This is a genomic window from Caballeronia sp. GAWG2-1 (assembly GCF_023631405.1).
In the GTDB taxonomy this organism is placed as follows: Bacteria; Pseudomonadota; Gammaproteobacteria; order Burkholderiales; family Burkholderiaceae; genus Caballeronia.
The window spans coordinates 85,632-105,018 of record NZ_JALQDD010000029.1 but is presented as its reverse complement, the minus strand read 5'-3'; the positions used below and the strand labels follow the sequence as shown (position 1 = coordinate 105,018).

General features: G+C 62.5%; 21 protein-coding genes. 7 read left to right on the top strand and 14 right to left on the bottom strand.

The features are described 5' to 3' along the window. The first annotated feature begins 17 nt into the window (after window positions 1–17). Window positions 18–1,055 (top strand): class II fructose-bisphosphate aldolase, encoded by a 1,038-nt coding sequence (gene fba / locus NCR98_RS19635; protein ID WP_250493751.1) that lies wholly within the window; start codon window positions 18–20, stop codon window positions 1,053–1,055. Window positions 1,056–1,114: 59 nt separating this feature from the next. Here the strand turns inward: fba and NCR98_RS19630 are convergent, their stop codons facing one another. Together NCR98_RS19630 and NCR98_RS19625 are read right to left on the bottom strand one after the other, a co-directional pair. Continuing rightward, the gene (locus NCR98_RS19630; protein ID WP_250527024.1) at window positions 1,115–1,492 is read right to left on the bottom strand and encodes a type II toxin-antitoxin system VapC family toxin; all 378 of its coding nucleotides are present in this window, start codon (window positions 1,490–1,492) and stop codon (window positions 1,115–1,117) included. Beyond that, on the bottom strand, window positions 1,492–1,746 hold the full coding sequence (locus tag NCR98_RS19625) for a type II toxin-antitoxin system Phd/YefM family antitoxin (RefSeq protein ID WP_250493750.1): 255 nt from the start codon (window positions 1,744–1,746) through the stop codon (window positions 1,492–1,494). Before NCR98_RS19625 ends, NCR98_RS19630 begins: the two co-directional genes overlap by 1 nt. A gap of 93 nt (window positions 1,747–1,839) precedes the next feature. Between NCR98_RS19625 and NCR98_RS19620 the strand changes: the two genes are divergently transcribed. Beyond that, window positions 1,840–2,391 (top strand): thioredoxin family protein, encoded by a 552-nt coding sequence (locus NCR98_RS19620; protein ID WP_244828813.1) that lies wholly within the window; start codon window positions 1,840–1,842, stop codon window positions 2,389–2,391. A 1-nt stretch (window position 2,392) separates the two neighbouring features. Here the strand turns inward: NCR98_RS19620 and NCR98_RS19615 are convergent, their stop codons facing one another. Genes NCR98_RS19615 through NCR98_RS19605 form a run of 3 tightly spaced genes read right to left on the bottom strand, consistent with a single transcriptional unit; the run spans window position 2,393 to window position 6,482 of the window. Further along, entirely contained in the window at window positions 2,393–3,793 is a 1,401-nt protein-coding gene (locus NCR98_RS19615) for a DUF6513 domain-containing protein (protein ID WP_250527023.1), read from the bottom strand. After that, on the bottom strand, window positions 3,772–4,383 hold the full coding sequence (locus tag NCR98_RS19610) for a flavoprotein (protein ID WP_250493747.1): 612 nt from the start codon (window positions 4,381–4,383) through the stop codon (window positions 3,772–3,774). The genes NCR98_RS19615 and NCR98_RS19610 overlap by 22 nt, the downstream gene beginning before the upstream one ends. After that, complete coding sequence (locus NCR98_RS19605; RefSeq protein WP_250527022.1) at window positions 4,380–6,482, bottom strand: sigma-54-dependent Fis family transcriptional regulator; 2,103 nt, start codon at window positions 6,480–6,482, stop codon at window positions 4,380–4,382. The genes NCR98_RS19610 and NCR98_RS19605 overlap by 4 nt, the downstream gene beginning before the upstream one ends. 324 nt (window positions 6,483–6,806) lie before the next feature. On the opposite strand from NCR98_RS19605, the gene NCR98_RS19600 reads away from it, so the two are divergent. Beyond that, the gene (locus NCR98_RS19600; RefSeq protein ID WP_250527021.1) at window positions 6,807–7,292 is read left to right on the top strand and encodes a dihydroneopterin aldolase; all 486 of its coding nucleotides are present in this window, start codon (window positions 6,807–6,809) and stop codon (window positions 7,290–7,292) included. A 66-nt stretch (window positions 7,293–7,358) separates the two neighbouring features. On the opposite strand, the gene NCR98_RS19595 is transcribed toward NCR98_RS19600, so the two are convergent. The 9 genes from NCR98_RS19595 to NCR98_RS19555 all read right to left on the bottom strand — a co-directional run bounded on the left by NCR98_RS19595 (window position 7,359) and on the right by NCR98_RS19555 (window position 14,949). After that, the gene (locus NCR98_RS19595) at window positions 7,359–7,760 is read right to left on the bottom strand and encodes a hypothetical protein (protein ID WP_244828808.1); all 402 of its coding nucleotides are present in this window, start codon (window positions 7,758–7,760) and stop codon (window positions 7,359–7,361) included. An 88-nt stretch (window positions 7,761–7,848) separates the two neighbouring features. Further along, complete coding sequence (gene fae / locus NCR98_RS19590) at window positions 7,849–8,358, bottom strand: formaldehyde-activating enzyme (RefSeq protein ID WP_244828807.1); 510 nt, start codon at window positions 8,356–8,358, stop codon at window positions 7,849–7,851. Window positions 8,359–8,526: 168 nt separating this feature from the next. After that, on the bottom strand, window positions 8,527–9,363 hold the full coding sequence (locus NCR98_RS19585; protein ID WP_250527020.1) for a triphosphoribosyl-dephospho-CoA synthase: 837 nt from the start codon (window positions 9,361–9,363) through the stop codon (window positions 8,527–8,529). Next, the gene (locus tag NCR98_RS19580) at window positions 9,356–10,303 is read right to left on the bottom strand and encodes an ATP-grasp domain-containing protein (protein ID WP_250527089.1); all 948 of its coding nucleotides are present in this window, start codon (window positions 10,301–10,303) and stop codon (window positions 9,356–9,358) included. Before NCR98_RS19580 ends, NCR98_RS19585 begins: the two co-directional genes overlap by 8 nt. 2 nt (window positions 10,304–10,305) lie before the next feature. Next, window positions 10,306–11,304, bottom strand: a complete 999-nt coding sequence (gene mch / locus NCR98_RS19575) for a methenyltetrahydromethanopterin cyclohydrolase (protein WP_250467534.1) — start codon at window positions 11,302–11,304, stop codon at window positions 10,306–10,308. Then, complete coding sequence (locus NCR98_RS19570) at window positions 11,301–12,473, bottom strand: ATP-grasp domain-containing protein (protein WP_250527019.1); 1,173 nt, start codon at window positions 12,471–12,473, stop codon at window positions 11,301–11,303. Before NCR98_RS19570 ends, mch begins: the two co-directional genes overlap by 4 nt. After that, window positions 12,470–13,399 carry an NAD(P)-dependent methylenetetrahydromethanopterin dehydrogenase gene (locus NCR98_RS19565; protein WP_250493742.1) on the bottom strand — a complete coding sequence of 310 codons (930 nt, stop codon included), beginning with the start codon at window positions 13,397–13,399 and terminating at the stop codon, window positions 12,470–12,472. The genes NCR98_RS19570 and NCR98_RS19565 overlap by 4 nt, the downstream gene beginning before the upstream one ends. Before the next feature lie 42 nt (window positions 13,400–13,441). Further along, the gene (locus NCR98_RS19560; protein ID WP_250527018.1) at window positions 13,442–14,491 is read right to left on the bottom strand and encodes a beta-ribofuranosylaminobenzene 5'-phosphate synthase family protein; all 1,050 of its coding nucleotides are present in this window, start codon (window positions 14,489–14,491) and stop codon (window positions 13,442–13,444) included. A gap of 83 nt (window positions 14,492–14,574) precedes the next feature. Then, window positions 14,575–14,949: a 4a-hydroxytetrahydrobiopterin dehydratase gene (locus NCR98_RS19555; protein ID WP_244828801.1), complete on the bottom strand. Its 375-nt coding sequence runs from the start codon at window positions 14,947–14,949 to the stop codon at window positions 14,575–14,577. Between the two features lie 347 nt (window positions 14,950–15,296). On the opposite strand from NCR98_RS19555, the gene NCR98_RS19550 reads away from it, so the two are divergent. The 4 genes from NCR98_RS19550 to NCR98_RS19535 all read left to right on the top strand — a co-directional run bounded on the left by NCR98_RS19550 (window position 15,297) and on the right by NCR98_RS19535 (window position 19,386). Next, window positions 15,297–17,114, top strand: coding sequence for a methanol/ethanol family PQQ-dependent dehydrogenase (locus tag NCR98_RS19550; protein WP_244828800.1), 1,818 nt, complete (start codon window positions 15,297–15,299; stop codon window positions 17,112–17,114). Window positions 17,115–17,236: 122 nt separating this feature from the next. Further along, window positions 17,237–17,650 (top strand): c-type cytochrome, encoded by a 414-nt coding sequence (locus NCR98_RS19545; protein WP_244828799.1) that lies wholly within the window; start codon window positions 17,237–17,239, stop codon window positions 17,648–17,650. A 57-nt stretch (window positions 17,651–17,707) separates the two neighbouring features. After that, window positions 17,708–18,637 (top strand): substrate-binding domain-containing protein, encoded by a 930-nt coding sequence (locus NCR98_RS19540; protein WP_250467531.1) that lies wholly within the window; start codon window positions 17,708–17,710, stop codon window positions 18,635–18,637. Further along, entirely contained in the window at window positions 18,634–19,386 is a 753-nt protein-coding gene (locus NCR98_RS19535) for a hypothetical protein (RefSeq protein WP_409015165.1), read from the top strand. The genes NCR98_RS19540 and NCR98_RS19535 overlap by 4 nt, the downstream gene beginning before the upstream one ends. The last annotated feature ends 1 nt before the right edge of the window (window position 19,387 follow it).

Genomic DNA, 19,387 nt, shown 5'->3' with positions numbered 1-19,387 from the left:
CCAACGGAGACATGACGATGGCTTTTATCGCATTGAGACAATTGCTCGACCACGCGGCCGAGCACGATTACGGCGTGCCTGCGTTCAACGTCAACAACATGGAGCAGGTGCACGCGATCATGCAGGCCGCCGAGGCGACGCAAAGCCCGGTGATCCTGCAGGCGTCGGCGGGCGCGCGCAAGTATGCGGGCGAGACGTATCTGCGGCATCTGGTGCTGGCGGCCATCGAGGCGCATCCGGAGCTTCCGGTGGTGCTGCACCAGGATCACGGCGCGAGCCCTTCGGTGTGTCAGCAGGCGATCCGTTCCGGCTTCACGTCCGTGATGATGGACGGCTCGCTCATGCCGGACCAGAAGACGCCTGCGGACTACGACTACAACGTCGAAGTCAGCCGCCGCGTGGTGGATGCGGCGCATTCGGTCGGGGTATCGGTGGAAGGAGAACTGGGCTGCCTGGGTTCGCTCGAAACCGGCCTTGCGGGCGAAGAGGACGGCGTGGGCGCAAAGGGCGCGCTCAGTCACGACCGCTTGCTCACCGATCCCGATGAAGCGCGCGCCTTCGTCGAAGCGACGGGCATCGATGCGCTGGCGATTGCCATTGGCACGTCGCACGGCGCTTACAAGTTCAGCCGTCAGCCGACGGGCGATATTCTCGCGATAGACCGCATCGCCGAGATACACGCGCGCATTCCGGATACGCATCTCGTGATGCATGGCTCGTCTTCGGTGCCGCAGGAGTGGCTGACGGTGATACGCGAGCACGGCGGCGAGATTGGTTCGACGTTCGGCGTGCCGGTCGAGGAGATACGGCGCGGGATTGCGAATGGCGTGCGCAAGGTCAATATCGACACGGACATTCGCCTTGCGATGACGGGCGCGATGCGTCGCGCGATGGCATCGGCGCGCTCGGAGTTCGATCCGCGTCACGCTTTGAAGGCGGCGACGGCGGCGGCGAGGGACTTATGTATCGAACGGTTCGAGGCGTTCGGGTGCGCGGGGCAAGCGGCGAGGATCAGGCCGATGGCGTTGGAGGCTATGGCGAGGCGGTATCACTGAGGGGCTGGTCAGTTGCGTGAATAGTCTCTGCTTTGGCTCTCAACCAAAGCAGAGACCGATCAAACGACGGTGACGCAGTCGTGGTACGGCGAGAGAAGTCGATCGGAGGTAATCAATCGCAGAAGCTCGCTCGCAGCTTGCGCGACCAGCAGACGATCAAAGGGATCGTAGTGAAAAAGCGGTAGGTCACGTACTGCAAGCGCATGCATATGACTCACGGTAAGTTCGGCATAAGCAAGGTCATCCACTCCGTTGAGGATTTGCTGCACACGCGGTTCAAGCTTGCCGCGAGCGGCTTTGATAGCCAGTTCCCAGATGCTTGCGGAACTGACGTAGATTTCAGTTGCATCTTCGATCAGACTGCGTGCCTTCTTTGGAAGCCGTCGGTCTTCGGTCACGGACCAGACATAGACGTGCGTATCGAGCAACAGTCGCATTACCGGCCCTCGAACGCGGCGAGTATGTCGTCGGGCAGCGGCGCAAGCAACGCTTCGGTTATCGCATCGACCTCTTCTTGCGAGATGAGTCCCTTCGCGATGCCAATCCTCCTGCCCTTGACTCGACGAATGCAGCTGAGCGTAAAGGACGGGCCCGAGTCGTCTTGTATTTCAACCCTTTCCCCCTTTAGCGCCAGCTCAATAAGTTGCGAAAAGTTAGCTTTAGCATATTCAATGCTGACGGTGTGCATCATGTTGTGCTCCGGATAACTAAGTTAGCGTTTCAACATGCTAGACGGTTTGAAACGCCTCGTCGATATGCCGAACAGCCAATTGGGAGCAACCTCATGCCGACCGAATCTCCGCCGGGCGAACCGGGCGCGGATGCCGCGACTTTCGCGCTCATCGCCACCGACGGCACGACCCGCACGCTCGACAGTCTCAAGGGCGAGCGCGGCCTCGTCATCGTGTTCATGTGCAATCACTGCCCGTATGTGAAAGCTGCGTTGCCAGGCCTCATCCGCGACGCCATCCAGCTACGTGAAACAGGCGTGAACGTCGTCGGCATCAACTCGAACGATGCAAGCGTCTACACCGACGACGATTTCGACGCCATGGTGCGCCTCGCCGAAGATCAACGCCTGCCGTTCCCGTATCTCTTCGATGAAACGCAGCAAGTCGCGCATGCATACGGCGCCGTCTGCACGCCGGAATGCTTCGGTTTCGACCATGAGCTGAAGCTGCGCTATCGCGGCAGAATCGATGCATCGCGCAAGGAACCGTTGCCCGATGCGCGCCGCGATCTCTACGAAGCCATGCGCGACATCGCGGTCCATGGCACCACACAGGCTCTGCAACTCCCCGCGCTCGGCTGCTCGATCAAATGGAAAGCGTCGTGACTCAGCGTTTTCTGGTGGGCCCGGGCGCATGCCACGCGCTCAAGTCCTCTTCGGGCCGATCTACCTCGCATCCCCAATCGAGCGGCTGATCCTGATCGAAGCGCTTGCCGAGTTGCCACGCGATCTCGGCCCGCGCGAGTTGCACGCCCATGTAGAACGCGTGTCCGCCATCGGCTTCGAGTTTGAGATCGGGATAAAGCGCGAACGGATCGATTGCAAGGCGATGCCCGTCGCGGTTGTAGACGTGAATGCCATCGGCGGAAACCTGCACGCGAAAGTTGGGGTCGCGCACCGCCGCCGCGAGCGCGCCGATCTCCTCGGCGTTATAAGGAAACGGCCGCTTCGAATGCAGCGCCGACAAGTCGCTCGATATGCCCTTCGGCAAGGTCTGTGTCTCACGCGCCGCATGCATCACGCGCCGCGCGACATCGGCTTCACGCACGGCGCGGCGGGCATGCAGACTCACGGAAGTGGTCAGCACGGCCGCGACGCGCAACTCCGCCGCCATGCCGAACAGCACGGCGTTGATGCCGCTCGTGTCCGCCTCGGTCAACTCGGTCACGTTGCCGACGCCCATCATGATCGGCACATCGGCGTAGCGTTCTCGCAGGCCTACATAGCGCGCAATGGATGCCGCGAGCCCGAACGGGATCGGATCGAGAATCGGATCGGCAAGAAACGGACGGCCGCGTTGCTGCATGATGTCGATGGCCGCATCGAGCGATGCCACGTCGAGCGGTTCGCGCGGCACGAGTATCGGCGTCGATGCCACTTCGTCGGCGACCCACAACGTATCCACATTCAGGCTCATCACGTAATCGGCGCCCGCGTGTCCACCGCGCACGAGTTCATCGGTGAGCATGGAATCGACACTTACGCGAAAACCGCGTTCCTTGAGCATCGTTACCGCATCTTCCAGATGCGGAAACGGCGTCGCGGGCAGGCAACCGATATCGATTACATTCGCGCCCTGAGCCTGATAGTCAAGCGCGCGTGCCGCGATGCCATCGAGATCGAGACGCGGCGCATCGACGATCTCCGCGAAAATTTCCGTCTCGTAACGCGAGAGATCCACCTTTCGCGCCTCGCGGCCGAAGAACTGCGGCAAGTCCTTGACTTCCTCGGGACCGCGCTCGACCTTCACGCCGAAATGCGCGGAGAGCATGTCGAGGTCGCCACGGCATCGGCCGGGCACGATCACGCGGTGCGTGCCTTCGGTGAGCGGTGGCACCACGCGCCGGCGGATCATGTCGGCCGTCATCAGCCCCGCGACCTGCAAGCCGATTTCGCGCACTTCCCACGAAAATGGCGAGTCCTGATTCGAAGTCGGTGCGATGCCTTCCAGCACCTGATGAAGACTGCGCTCGGCGAGCCGCCCGGTCAGGAAGACGATGTGTTCCATGCGAGCTTCAGTTCGGATAGCCGTTGATCGAGAGCGTGGCGCAAGTCGTCGAGCGTGCGCGCGACCGTCGTGAGTTCGAAGCGCGCAAGCCGTTCGACGTTGTCGAATTCGATGGCGCGCGGCCGCAGTTCGACCCATTGACGCGGCGCATGCGTGATGACGCTCGGTTCCGTATCGCATGCATACACGATGCCCGGCACACACTGCTTACCGGCCTGCGCGAAGAGATTGGTCGGGAGCGTATCGGAGATGCCGAACGCGCACTTGGCGACGGTGTTGCTCGTTGCGGGCGCGATCACGACGGTGTGATAGTCGCCCTGATATAGCATGCCGACGGGCACGCTGCTCGCGCTGTTATCGCGAAACACGCGAAAGCGTTCGCGCAGTTTCGCGAGGGTCCAGCCGTAGAGCGGCAGCACTTCCTCGCCCGCGGACGACAAGAACATGTCGACGCCCGGCAAGCGCAGCGCAAGCTCGATGGATTCCTCGAGCATATGGCCGGAGCCCGTGACGCACCACGCAAAGCGCGCGTCGGCTTTGAATTCGTCGAGCCGGCGCGCGGGCGTGGGTTCGCTGGACCGTTCCGTCATGCGTCGGCTTGATCCGCTGCGTTGGGCGAGTCGTGCGACAACCTGATATGCAGACGATGCATCTTCCGGTACAACGTGTTGCGGCTGATGCCGAGCACCTTCGCCACGTTGCTCACGTTCCAGCGATGTTCGTCGAGCAATTGCAGCACGGTCTCGCGCTCACGCAACTGAATGGCGTTGAGCGTGGACGTATCGGCGTCTTCGGTGAGATGCGCGAACGTAGCGGCGACATTCGGCGTGCGCGGCGCGCTTTGCGTCGCGGTCTGCGCCGACACACCGTTGACGATTTCCGGCGGCAGATGCGCGCAGCGAATCTCGGGACCGTCGCACAACGCAATCGCCATTTGCAGCACATGCCGCAACTGCCGGATGTTGCCGGGCCACGCATAACTCAGCAGCGCCTGCCGCGCTTCGACGCTCAATGAAGGCGGCTCGGACGTTTCCGTTTCGAGGATATGGCAGATGAGCGCGAGCGCATCGGCCCGTTCGCGCAACGGCGGCAGATTGATCTCGATCCCGTTCAGCCGATAGTACAAGTCCTCGCGAAAGAGGCCGGTCTGCACGAGTTCGATCAAGTTTCTATGGCTCGCGCTGATGAGCTGAAAGTCCACCTTCACGGTGGTTTCAGCACCGAGCGGCGTCACCTCGTGCTCTTCCAGTACGCGTAAGAGACGCGCTTGCAGAGCGAGCGGCATGTCGCCGATTTCATCCAGAAACAGCGTGCCGCCATTGGCCTGCACGATCTTGCCGCGCCGGCCTTCGCGCTGCGCGCCGGTGAAAGCGCCCGCGCGATACCCGAACAACTCGCTCTCGATGAGATTCTCCGGCAACGATGCACAGTTCACCGCGACGAACGCACCCGACCCGTTCGGGCTGATGCTGTGCAGCGCATTGGCGAACACTTCCTTGCCGGTGCCGGTCTGGCCGCGCAGGATGATCGGAATCTTGCGCTGGATCACGCGCGCCGCAAGCTGAATCTGCGAAGCCATGCGCGGATCGCCGAATTCCAGATGCGAGAGTTTGTCGAGGCGGCCCGCGCCGGTGCTCGCGCCATCACGAACGTCGCGGACATCCTGGGCATCGCGTTTCGGCGCTCTTACGCGCGATCCCGGCGCGGGAGAATCGCGCGTGACAGGATCGTTCAGGAGAATGCGGCTCGTGTCGCGCATGCCTTCGCGCGGCGTCTGCGCGGTCAGGAAGAAGCGCGTGTTGGCCTTCGCGCTGTACACGGTCACCGGATGAAACGAGCCGCGAATGCTGCGCGCGATCATGTCTTCGAGCGATGCGTTGAACGCTTCCTCGATGCGCTTGCCGTACAACTCCGCGGGCGAACGCAGGTCGAGCTGAAAGAGCGCGCTGCGGCTCGCGGCGAGCACCACGCCGTCGTCGCTGACAGCGAGCTTGCCCGCGTGCAGCGTGCCGACGAATTCCGGCCGGCTATGAAAATGGATCATGTTCGCGTGACGGTAGCGCGCATCGATCAAACGATTTTCGATCATCTGCCGCGACATGCCGACGAGCACCAGCGAATGCTGCTGCAGGAGCTTCGAGCGGCTCGTGACATCGAGCACGCCGACCACCGTGCCGCGATCGTCGAAGATCGGCGCGGCCGAACACGTGAGCGACGTATAGCGCGGATAGAAATGCTCGTGCTGGCACACGGCAATGCAGTCGCGCTCGATCAGACACGTACCCATGCCGTTGGTGCCGGCTTCGCGCTCGCTCCACACGGCGCCCACGCGCAAGCCATCGGCGGCGACGGCCTCGCCGAACGGCACCGAGGACACCTGATGAACGATCACGCCGTCCGCATCGACGAGTACGACAGCGAGTTCGGGATCAGCCAGTTGCTGATAAAGCGTCGTCATCTCCAGCTTCGAGCACGCGATGAGATCGCTCGCGGCCTCGCGGCGCTCGGTGAGTTCGCGCTGCGTGAGCACGGGTGGCATGACGAAATGGCCGGGGTCGAGCCTGAACTCCGTCAGGCAGCGCGTCCACGATTGCGCGACCGAAGCGCTGGTGCGGCGTGACGCCAGCGGATTGTTCACGATATTCAGCACTTCCCTGACATGCGTATCTACGTCTGCTAGCAACGACATGGGGCCGTGTCTCCGTGACGTCCGTTCCGGCTGCGCTCGTACGTGTTTACGCGTACGGCACAGCCGTCGAAAGTCGAATCTGTTGTGTTTTCCGCTGGCGCTGCGGGTCTCGCTACTCTATTGGTACTTGTATTTGCCGATAACCGCATGCGCGCGCCTCGTGGCCGTAGTGCCCGATCGCCTTCAGTCGGCCAGCACGGTTCTCAAAAACTTTACATGCTCTGACGCATTGGTTCAATAAGTAGTCGCATTGGTTTAAGCGTTTCTTGCCCGCTTCTTGCTTGGAGCTTACGGATTTTTCGATGCCGTTCCGGAGACGACGATATGGGCAGATTCGAACCGATTCGCGACGCCAGTCAGGCGGACGCCGATGCATCCCGTGGGGCTCACATGGATATCGTCTATATCGAGGGACTCACGGGCCAGACGGTGATCGGCATCGACAAGAGCGAGCTGCACGACCCGCAGCCGGTGCGCATGAATCTCGCGATCGGCGTGCCCTCGCTGCGCGCGTGCGTCACGGATCGTATCGAAGATACCGTCAATTATGCTGCGGTGCGGGAGGCGATTCTCGGGCTCCTGGCAGCGCACCATGTGCAGTTGCTCGAAGCGCTCGCCGAACAGATCGCGCAGCGCGTGATCGCGGACTTCGGCGCGCATTGGGTGAAGGTATCGCTCGAAAAGCCGGCCAAGTTCGAGGATGTCGAAGCGGTGGGCGTCGTCATCGAAAGGCGGCGGAGCACGGCGACGGCATCGCCGCGTGGCGGCGTGAGTCTCGCGTGGATCGGACGCGGCTATATGCCGGAATGAGCGTCGAGTCTTGCCGGTGCGTCACTGACGACACCGGCAGCATCTGCATGAAACGGCTGAACCGGCTTATCGAGCCGCCGCCTTCTGCACGATTCCGCAAGCCTTGAATGCGTCCTTCTGAAGCTCGCGGTACTTCTTCGTCTGTGCCTTGGCGCGATCCACGCGAAACTCGCCGCCGCCTTCGCCACCAAGCGAGGCGTACTTGGAGAACGTCATCTGCTCGACGAAATCGTCGTAGGTGAGGCTCTGGGAGATCTTGTCGATGGCGCAGGAGCACTTGTAGACGTTGGCGAAGTCGTGGCCGTTGTCGTCCATGCAGCCGAGCACGTATTCGACGCGTCCCTCGGTCGGATAATCATGTCGCGAAGCGGAAGCGCCGTCCTTGGCCGCGGCCGTCGCGCCGAACGAAAGCGGCGAAGCGAGCGAGAGGCAAGTGAGCACCGTCAACGCGCAGCAACGTGGGGTCATGCGATAAGCCTCGTATTCATCCGTGATTCATGATTGATTCGAAAGCAGCCGGCGCGGATGTAAGCCCCGCGCCGGCCACGACAGACGATCAGTTCGCCGCGAACGGATGCGCCGCCGATCCCTTCTTCGAAACGACTTCCGAAGCCTTGGGCTCGCCCGCCACCGCACGCTGAAGAGCTTCCTTGGTTGCCTTGTAGTTGTACTCCTGAATCTTCTTGTCGTCATCCGCTTCCCAGTGGATGAAAACCCCGACGCAGATGAAAAGGTCGTCGGCTTCGTCGGCGGGAATGGTGCCGTCCTCCACGCTGTCGGCGACCGCGAGCGCCACCGCATGCTGCGCCGGGCCGAACATCTGCACGGCTTGCTTCGCGCCCTTGATCGTGACCTTGTTGAAGAGAATGGTGTTCGGCTTGGTCAGCAGATTCGGTGCGACCACGGCGAGTAGCGATGTGAAGCCGTCCTTGTTGTTGGTCAGCGCGTTGCAGAACGCGGTCTCGGCAGCGGAACCTCGCGGTCCGATGATCAAGTCGATGTGAGCGACTTCGTTGCCATCGCCGACGAGCGACTCTCCTACCAGAACGCGGTTGATCTTGGCCATGCTCTTCCTCCAATGGATTTGTTTCTAGGGACGTCTGACTCGCTCCCGAAGCACGATCCTCAAACCCGTCTCAAGGCGTTCGCACCGCGCAAAGCGGACTGCATAAACGCGAAGTTCCTAACATGTTCCGTGCCAATTTTTGTCCGCACCCGGCGCGCTTCGTGCAAATCAATCGGCAAACGCGCCCATCGCGAGCGCCACGAACAAGGTTGCAACCGCGAGGTCCGCGCTCGTGCCGGGATTGATGCCGCGCGCCTTCAGTTCGGCGTCCCACGAGTCGAATTCGGGGCAGTCGTGAAAACTTCCTTCGGCGCGCCATCGGTCGTGATGTAAAGCTGCATCGCGCGTGACACTTTGCGCCATCGCCGCGCCGAGCTTGCGCACTATGTGCGAATCGGGCCATGAACGCAGGAAGATGAGGAATGCGTCGAGCATGGCTTCCTGTGCCGTCGATGCATCGATCAGTCGGACGGTATCGAAGATATCGGCGAAGCCATTGGCGTATTGCCGCGCGATGCTGTCGCGGTCGGCGGCAAGCGTCATCGCCGCGCGCAGGTCGATAGTTGGCGCGGCGTGGACGGTTTGTTCCGGCGCGTCGCCGAGGCCGCCCGGATTGGCCAGCGCAATCGCGCGGTAAGCGAGGCGCGCGTCTTCCATGTCGAGCGCATGCAGCGCGCTTTGCGTTGCAGTGCGCCAAGCGGCGATATCGCGTGGAGCGGCTTCTTCGAAAGCCACGCACAGCGGCGCGCACAAGAGCACGATGCCGAGGTTCGTATTGCAGCCTGCAACGTCGAAACTGCGGCGCACCGCTTCGAGAATGCGCGTGCCGACGCTTGCATTCGGCTCGAACAAGCCGATTGCAGCCGCTTGAGCGCTTTCGACGAACTGGCTCGCGATCATTCCGTGTCCGGCGCTCGCCGTGCTCACGTTGCCCGGTTTGCGCGTTTCCACATCGAGCCGGCATGCGCGCAGAAAAGCCGCTTTGATGTGATGAAGCTCAGGCATCGCCGCTCGCCCGCGCGAGGTTTCCTTTCGATGCCGCGAGCTTGCGGTCGAGCAGATCGTCGACGAGCAGCGCGGCGATATCGAGCGATGTCACCGATTGCAGCCCGCGCCACGCCGCCACGCCGTTCACTTCGAGCACGAGCGGCCGGCCGCCTTCCGGCGCGATCAGATCGACGCCCGCGTAATCCAGGCCGAGCGCAGCGGTTGCGCGTACCGCCGTTTCCGCGAGCGCGGGCGTGAGTTCGGCGGGCTCGCAGCGTGCACCGCGCGCGAAGTTATGAATCCAGTCCTCGCCGCCCACGCGCTTCATCGCGGCCACGGCCTGCGTGCCGATCACGAGCACGCGCCAGTCGAAACCGGGCTCGCCGGTATCGACATAACGCTGAAGATATGCGACCTGACTAAAAGGCTTGAGCGATGGCAACGGCGCGCACGCCTGCCCGCGCGAGCGCGCGCCGAGCCGCTTCAAGCCCTTGCCTTGCGATCCGAACAACGGCTTGATGACGACCTGCCGCCCCGCAGCCGCCTCGCGCATCAACACGCGTTGCGCATGCGCCGTGGATTCGCCGGCCCATGTGGCCGGGGTCGGCACGCCGTAGCGGTTGAGCAGAAAGCTCGTCATCGACTTATCCACGCTGCGCTCGATCGCGCGGGCGTCGTTATAGACCGGCACGCCGCATTCGCGCAGCGCATGCAGAATGCCGAGCCGCAACGTGACCTGCTCGAAGGTTCCGCCCGCGATGCCGCGCACGAATACCGCATCGGGCAGGGCGTGGCCGAAGCCGGGAATCGCGAGGCCGAAGGGTGGCCAGGTGGTGTCGATACGGCAATCCGCGAGATCGACGCAACGCGCCTCGACGCCGCGCGCGCGGAACGCCTTCTTCAGCCGGCCCGTGTGCCAGCCAGTTTCGTCGGTCATGATGGCGACGCGCGATACCATCGTCATGCCGCGTCCTTCTTGCCGCGCCATTGCGCATCGAGCAGCGCCTGATCGAGCTTGCCGCCGCGATAGGTCGCGCCGCTATCTAGGCTCGATACCCACGCTTCGGCGGGCGCGAAGAGCGCGCCATCGATCTGATAAAAGTCGTAGTTGAACGACGTGAAGATTTCCGCGAAGGGACGCCCGTAATCGCGCGCATTCGCCGAAGGCAACTCGGCGGCAAGGCGCTTCGCCACGGCATCGCTCCTGACGGTGAGATGCACGCGGCCTCCGTAGAGAATGGCGTCGTTGGTGCGGCCCATCGCCTGAATGGCGTCGGGCGAGGGCGGCGGCAAGGGCGCGGTGCCGCTGCCTTCCACGATCTCGCTCAGGTCCACGCCCAGCACATGCGTCTTATGGAGCGCCACTTCCACCACGCGTGCAACGACTTGCACCGTGCCCGCCACAGACTGCGTCGGCGTGACCGCGATGACGAGCTTGTCCGCCGCGAGCCCGCAATCCGCGAGTACTTTGTCGATGACGATCTGCGGTGGCAAGCGGTCCACTTCCATGACGAGCGCGCCGCGTTCGTGATGGTCGCGATACGCGAGTTCGTCGAAGAGCGGCTCCTTGCCTGCAAGCGCGCGCGCTGGCCCCGAGCCGAGCGAGAAGAATTTCTTGCCGCCCGTTTGTTCCTTCGTCGCCGAAAGACTCCAGCCCGCGTACTGACTGCCGAGACACGCGAGCACGGGGTTCGAGGTCTGCACTTCGATATAGCTCGGCCAGGAAGGCGCGGCATCGAAAGCGCTGCGCAACTCGACACGCCCGAGCCCGCCCATGCAGATACGCGCGATCAAGAGGCCCGCTTCGGCGCTGCCTGCGGCGTTCACGCCAGCATCGACGATAACGGTGCCAGCCGGCGTGCGCGTGACTTCCACCCGCAAGCGCGCGGCGTCGTCGATCAGGCGATCCACGAGCCTCGCGCTCGATGCGTTGACGCTGAGTTGATTCGATGAAGTCATGGGCAGTATGAGTCGATGCGTTGCAGAAGCCGCGCGCTTTCATTTGTCAGTGCATTGCGCAAGGCGTCGAGCGTGGGCGCGGCCGCGGTGACCGTGCAGGCCGGCATGCCCGCTTCGATCCGCGCGCCGGTGAGCGGCACGTCGTGACACGCGGGGTCTTCGAAACACGCATCGCTGAAGAGGCGCGACACGGTGAACGACGCGGGCGCAAAGACCACGCGCTGGCCCGCTATCGACGCCGGCGTTCGCGACGATGCAAGCGCCGAACGCGGCAACGCGCCGTGCAGGCATGCGTCGAGATGCGCGCCGATCAATCCGCGCGGCCATTCATCGGGCCATGCGGCTTCGTAGAGCGCCATCGTCGAGGAGGGGCGTGTGTTCACTTCGAGGACTTGAAACGTGTCGTCATCGAGCAAAAAGTCGATGCTGTTGAGTCCCGTCAAGCCGGTCTTCCACACGATGGTTTCGATGGCGGCAACGATGCGCTCGGTTATCCCTGGCGGCAATGCGATCGGCCCGAGCGAACCCGCGTGCACGAAAGGCAGACGCCCCGTTTCGATACTCAACTGTTCCGCGAAGCCGATGATCGCCGCTTCGCGACGCGCCGCGACGAAGAGCGCGGACATCGAACGGCCTTGCGCGAGACGCTGAAAATAGGCATCGGCGGGAGCGTTGTCAGCGTGTTCCGCCCATTCGATATGCGTGCCGCCGCAGCCGTCCGAACGCTTCATGAGCCAGCCGCGCGCATCGGCGGGCCTGTCGAAGCGCACTGCCGGATGCGCGATCTGCGCGTCGTCGAGCAGCGCGAAGAAGCGGCGCGGGTCGCGCACCGCGGCGGCTTCCACGCCATTGCCGATGAAGCGCGGCATATGCGGCATGCGGCTCAGTTCATTCGCGAGCGGTTCGAGCCCGCTCGTCACGATGAGCCCCAGCATGCGCGGCAGACGCGCGGCGCATTCGAGCGCATCGAAAAGACGGGTGCGGTCTATCGACAAGCCATCCCCTCCGATATCGAACCACATGCCCGAGTTCTCGCGCGTGTCGCGGTCGCCGAAGATATCGAGCGCCACGACATTGAGCCCGGCACGCGCGGCGGATTGCGCGAGCAGCCGGGCTGAAAGCCCCGCCACGGCGACGCGTGGCGCACGCGCTGCAACGGGATGGATCATGAGCCGAGCCCCGCGACGACCGCGCGCGCTTCGTCGAATGCTTCAGGATAGCCGAGATACACGGGCTTGCCGCCGGTACGCATGCGCAAGAAGAGACGATGCTCCGCCTGATACTTCACATTGCCAATGGCGAGCGCGCCGATGCCGATGGCGTCCGCGCGTGCCGCGCCCGCGAGCGGCTTGCCGTTGTCCATCACGTTGACGCCCGCGATGCCTTCGGGCGGCACCGCGTTGACGTCCGCCGCGATCAGCAGGTTCTTGGCATGTGCGAGATCGGCGGCGCTCATCACCTGCACGCCTGCAACTGCGGTGGCGAAGACGACTTCCGCGCGCGCCAGTTCGCGATGCAATTGCTCGGGCGTGCCGGTCGCAACACCGGAAGTGGCAATGTCGAAGCGCCGGTTGATTTCGTCGCTCACCTGGGTCGCGCGTGACTGGCTCGAATGGCTCGCGACGACGACATCCGCACCGAGCGATGCGGCCATCGCGGCCGCGACGCGTCCCACCGCGCCCGTGCCGCCGAGTATCAAGACGCGCTTGCCGCCGAGATCGACGCCATGCACGGCCTTCAGATGTTTTTCCGCGAGCGCGACGAGCGCGGCGGCCGTGGTGTAGGCGCCCGATGGGTCGGTAAAGACAGAGACCTCGAAGGGCGGGACCATCGCCTGACGCGCCTTTTCGAGCATGTCGGCGGCGAGCATGACATCGCGTCCGCCTATGAAGATGCCCGTGCGCGATACGCCCTTCGGTCCGCGTGAAAAGATCGCATCCTGCGTGAGTTGCACGACGATATCTTCATCGACATTGCAGTAAGGCACGACGATCTGATAGCCGGCATCGGCCGCCATGTTGACATCGAACGGACTCATCTGCGGCGTGCTCGTGAACATGTGGAGCACATAAGGTCTTTCGAAAGCTTCGGACATGTCGATGGACTCGTGGTCGATTTGGAATTGATGAACGCAGGTTCAGGCAGCATCCGCGCCTTGCTCGCGGCGGTCGGCGGCACGCCATGTCGCGCCGCGATTGCGGCCGGTAGCGATGGAAAAGGTGAGGGGTGCGCGAGGCGTCACGCGTTGCGCGGTGGCGAGTGCGCGTTCGGCGTCCTGCGCGCTTGCGACGAACGCGAAGCCAACCGGTCCCCATGACGTCTGCCCAATGCCGGCCTTCTGCTCGGCGGCGACGGCTTCGAGCGCGCGCGCCACGGCGGGGCTCGCGAACACGCCGCCTTGCACGGGCGCGAAGTATTCGCCGATGGTCTGCTGCAAGTCGCTGATGGCGTCGGCGAAGGTATCGAAGTCGCTTTCGGCGGCGGCGGGCAGGATACGCATCAGCGCGAGATGACTGAGATGCGCGGCGAGTGTTTCAGGGAAGGGATCGAGTGCGGCAAGTCCGCGCCTTTCTTCGTCGCCGTGCAGACCTTCGCGCGAGGTGTCGTCGATCAGAAGCACGCGCCAGTCATCGGGGAAGGCCTGGCGCGAGATCAGCGGCGGCAATGTATTCGCGGATGCGTGGCGCATGTCGCGGCCGCCGTCGAGAATGAGGCCGCCGTGATCGAAGCCATGAATGCCGATGCCGGAGCGCGCGCCCCGTTTGAGTATGCGCGCGATGTCCGCAGTGTCTATGCCGTTGTGACCGGTTGCTCGTGCGAAGGCGGTGCCGAGCGTCAGGGCGAGCTGCGTGCCAGAGCCGAGGCCCGTATGCGCGCGCGGTGCTTCGTGTACGTCTATATCGACGGCACGCGGTTCATTGAACGCCGCCTGCAATTGCTGAAGGTAATGAGCGATACGCTCTTTCTGCGCTTCCGTGACATGGCCTTCTATCTGCGCCGTCTGCTGCCGCGTGCCATGAGCGATGCGCGCGGTGAGACGCGTGCCGTGTCCTTCTATCGCGAGCCCGAGGCTGCCGAAGGCGCGGCCTGAGGAGCCGTTCGGATCGAGAAAGCCGAGATGCAGGCGCGCGGGTGCTTCGACCGTGATCGCCGGTAAAGGCGATAAGCGTCGGGGTGAGGTTGGCATCGCGGCTCGTGTTCCTTCAGGGGGTTTTGGGCTTCCCTGTTAGGCAAAAGTTATACCAAGACTGCACGCGCCGCGTGGCCGGGCTAGTCGTACTTGATATAGCGGAAGCGTTGATCGTCGGATGGCGTGCCGTCGAGCGGACCGTCTTCCTTGCCTGGCTGCCACTGCACCACGTCTTCGATACGCGTGGCGAGCGCGAAGTCCTTGTCGGTAATGCCCTTCGCCGAATGCGTCTTGAGCTTGACCACGACGAACGCATAAGAGACGGTCAGGTCGGGATGATGCCAGGCCGCTTCGGCAAGATGCCCGACCGTATTGACGACCATGAGCGTGCCCTTCCAGCTCTCGGTCTTGAACTTGCGCCTGAGCCATCCGTCCTCGAGATACCAATGCGCGAGCGGACCCGTAAGCCGTTCCCGCACCTCTTCATCCGAGTAGACCTTCTCTGCTTGAGCCATGACGTTGCCTCCTTATGGAAAACACCGAGTATGCGCCCCGTGCGTTGATCGTGAAGCGGCGCTGCGCAATGCTGCGACGCGTCATGTGACACCTGAGCAAGCGTTGCTGTTCCATCACATGAAGCCTTTCGCGTATTTGACACAGTATGTGTCGCACGCCGCCATTCGCACGCCACAAAACAAGCGTTCGCAAACCGGCATGGAATATGCAAATGCCCGGTCACGCAAGATCCCGGCAATGTACCGGGGCACAAGCGAATCTCGTTACCTGCATTCAGAAGGCGCGCACGATGCAAACGGTAGCGTGGTCATTCCCGGGTCGGAGGCATCATCATTCTGGAGGAGACATGAACTTACGCACCCTGGTTCTTGGACTGGCGGTGGTCGCAACGGCAGGCCTCAATTCGTACGTGGCGCAGGCTGATTCGCAACTCGACACCGCAATCAAGAATCCTTCGAACTGGGCGGCGCAAGCGGGCGATTATTCCAATCACCGCTATAGCACGCTCAAGCAAATCAACGAGAACAACGTCGGCAAGCTACAGGTTGCCTGGACCATGTCCACCGGTGTGCTGCGAGGCCATGAAGGCTCGCCGCTCGTCATCGGCGACACGATGTATATCCATTCGCCGTTTCCCAACAAGGTTATCGCCATCAGTCTGAAGGACCAGACGTTCATCTGGCAATACCAGCCGAAGCAAGACAATCAGGTCATCTCGGTGATGTGCTGCGATACGGTCAACCGTGGTCTCGCATATGGCGACGGCAAGATCTTCCTGCAGCAAGCCGACACGAAGCTCGTCGCGCTCGACGCCAAGACCGGCGACGTCGTATGGACCGCGCAAAACGGCGATGCGAAGAAAGGCGAAACCAACACCAACGCGCCGCACGTCTTCGGCGACAAGGTGTTGACGGGCATCTCCGGCGGCGAGTTCGGTGTTCGCGGCCGGCTCATTGCCTACAACATCAAGGACGGCAAGGAAGTCTGGAAGGCCTACAGCACCGGGCCCGACAATGAGATGCTGATGGACCCGCAGCAAACGATGACCTGGACCGACGGCAAGATGGCGCCCATCGGTGCGGACTCGTCGCTCAAGAGCTGGCAGGGCGATCAGTGGAAGTATGGCGGCGGGACCACATGGGGCTGGTATGCATGGGACCCGAAGCTCAACCTTGTCTACTACGGTACAGGCAACCCCGGCACGTGGAACCCGACGCAACGACCCGGCGACAACAAATGGTCGATGTCGATCTTCGCGCGCGACCTGAATACCGGCAAGGCGAAGTGGGTCTATCAAATGACGCCTCACGACGAGTGGGACTATGACGGCGTCAACGAAATGATCCTGTCGGACCTGAACATCAACGGCAAGAAGACGCCGGCGATCGTTCACTTCGACCGTAACGGTTTCGGCTATACGCTCAATCGAGAAAGCGGCGAACTGCTCGTGGCGCAGAAGTACGACCCGGCGGTGAACTGGGCCAATAGCGTCGATCTGAAGAGCGGCCTGCCGATTCGTAACGCCAGCTACTCCACGCAGGCAGCCGGTCCCGATCACAACGTCAAGGGCATCTGCCCGGCGGCGTTGGGCTCGAAAGACCAGCAACCCGCCGCATTCGATCCGAATTCGAGCCTGTTCCTCGTGCCGACGAACCACGTCTGCATGGACTACGAGCCGTTCCAGGTCGACTACGTGTCGGGTCAGCCGTTCGTCGGCGCCACGCTCTCGATGTTCCCTGGTCCGAACGAGAACGGCGCGATGGGTAACTTCATCGCGTGGGATGCGTCGAAGGGCAAGATCGCATGGTCCAAGACGGAGAAGTTCTCGGTGTGGTCCGGCGCGCTCGCAACCGCTGGCGGCGTGGCGTTCTACGGCACGCTCGAAGGCTACATCAAGGCCGTGCGTATCAAGGACGGCAAGGAACTGTGGAAGTTCAAGACGCCGTCCGGGATCATCGGCAACGTGTTCACCTATCAGTACCAAGGCAAGCAGTTCATCGGCGTGTATTCGGGCATCGGCGGCTGGGCTGGCATCGGCATGGCAGCGGGACTCGAAAAGTCGGCGGAAGGCCTGGGCGCGGTGGGCGGCTATCGTGAGCTTGCAAAGTACACGGCACTCGGCGGCACGCTCTTCGTGTTTGCCATTCCGGGCAGCGCGGGCTGATTACGTATCAGCCGTTTCGTTAGCCTGCAACTAGTTCGATTCGAAGCGTAATGACGCGCGGCGGTCAGGGAGTCCGCCGCGCGTGAAAACCCCACATACGAGATATTCAAGGAGACAAGCGAATGAAAGGCCGATCACTCTTGCTGCTGTCGATTGCGCTCGCGGCGTCCAGCGCTTCGTTTGCCCAGACGAGTCCGGGACAAATGAAGCCCGTGGCGTACAAGGTCGTCGATGGCAACAAGGTCGATGCCGATACGCTGCAAGGATGGCGTACCTGGCGCGCGCTCGCGTGCGAACGTTGTCACGGGGCGAAGCAGGAGGGTCTCGTCGGCCCGTCGCTCGTCGATGCTTTCAAGACGTTGGACAAGAACGAGTTTCATCGCACCGTGTTTGGCGGACGCGTGGATAAGGGTATGCCCGATTTCAGCGCGAGCCAGATGATGCAGAAAAACTGGGAGAATCTCTTTGCGTATCTGAAGGGACGCTCAGACGGCAAGATCAATCCGGGCGATTTACAAGCGCTCGATGCGAAGTGATTGCGTTCGTTGCTTGTCCGATGTTGCATGAAGTTGCATTTGAACCCGGAGGTATCGATGTCAGATCGTAATGGAAGCCGCGCCGCTTCGTTCCGATTCCCGGCCGTATCGAACACGGTATGCGCGGCGTTGCTCGCGTTCACGGCGCAAACGGTCTTCGCGCAGGGCGCGGGTACACCGCCGCCGAACTTGCCTAACAACGACGGCGCGGACGGCGTGCTGCGCGTGTGCGCGGATCCGAACAACATGCCTTTGTCGAATCAGAAGGGCGAAGGCTTCGAGAACAAGATCGCAAGCCAGATGGCAAGCGACTTCGGCTACAAGCTCGAATACACGTTTTATCCGCAACGCATGGGATTCGTGCGCAATACGCTGCGCGACAAGGCACCGAGCACGGATCAGTTCAAGTGCGATCTGATTATCGGCGTGCCCAAAGGTTATGAACTCACCGCGACCACGCGCCCTTATCTGCACTCGACCTATGCCATGGTGTTCCCGAACCGGCCGGAGTACGCCAGCATCAAGTCGCCGGCCGATCTCATGAATCTGCCGCCGGATCAGTTGAAGAAGATGAAGCTCGGCATCTTCGTGAAGAGTCCCGCGACTGACTGGCTGTTGCAACACAATCTGATCGAACAGGCGGTGTCGTATCAGGGGCAAAGCGGCGATCCCGACGCCTTTCCCGGCGAGATGATCGAGCATGATCTGTCGCAAGGCAATGTCGATGCCGCCTTCGTCTGGGGCCCGATTGCAGGCTATTTCGTGAAGCTCTCGGATAACAAGGCGCGCCTCGTGCCGTTCGCACCGCAACCCGGCATTCGCTTCGATTATGAAATTTCAATGGGCGTGCGTTACGGCGAAAAAGCATGGCGCGACAAGGTGGATAACTGGATTGCGTCGAACCAGCCGAAGATCGATCAGATACTGACGAGCTATCAGGTTCCGTTGCTGCCGCTGCAGCCGCTGCAGCCGGCCTCCACGCAATGAGGTTCGACATTCGAGGTATTGCCCTCGCCTGCGCGCTTGGCGGCTTCGTCTCGCTGATGCCGCCGGCCTCGTTCGCGGCGGATACACCGCCTGCTTCCGCGCCTGCCACCGAGATTGCGCCAGCCGAACGCTTGCTGTTCATGGAGCCGCATCTGGATGGCGTGGATCAGCAAACCGAGCTCGACTATGCGGTGGATTTTTCCGGGCCGCCGGCGAAGGTCAAGGACACGGTCCGCGTGCTCGTGGTGAGCAAGGGCAACACGAAGAACGATGCGCGCGTGTCCGATCGCACGGGCAATGTGGACGTGCCAGGGGGGCTGCCGTGCAATCCGGTGATCATCTATTTTCTGGAGCATGACATCACGGAGATGCAGGAGTTGACGGGCGGGCAGCGTCGCTACTTTCAGCAGCGCGTGAGACTGGCGCTTGCGGCAAACCCGGCAATTACGCCTGTTTCCGGCGAGGCGCTCGGGCTGGCCAGGAACGTGAAAGCGAAGCAGATCGTCATTCAGCCCTTCCTCAACGATCCCAATGCAGAACGTCTGCAGCAATACACGAACAAGCGCTACACCTTCGTCGTTGCCGATGATGTTCCCGGACATGTCGTCTTGATTCGCACCGAAGTGCCGGGCGCGGGGAACGACTTCGCGCATCCGCTGCAGAAGGAAACGGTCGCTTATTCGGGCGCGCTCAAGAACATGGCCACGCCGGGAGGAAAGGTCGGCAACGCGCCACGGGCCAGTCGTTGAG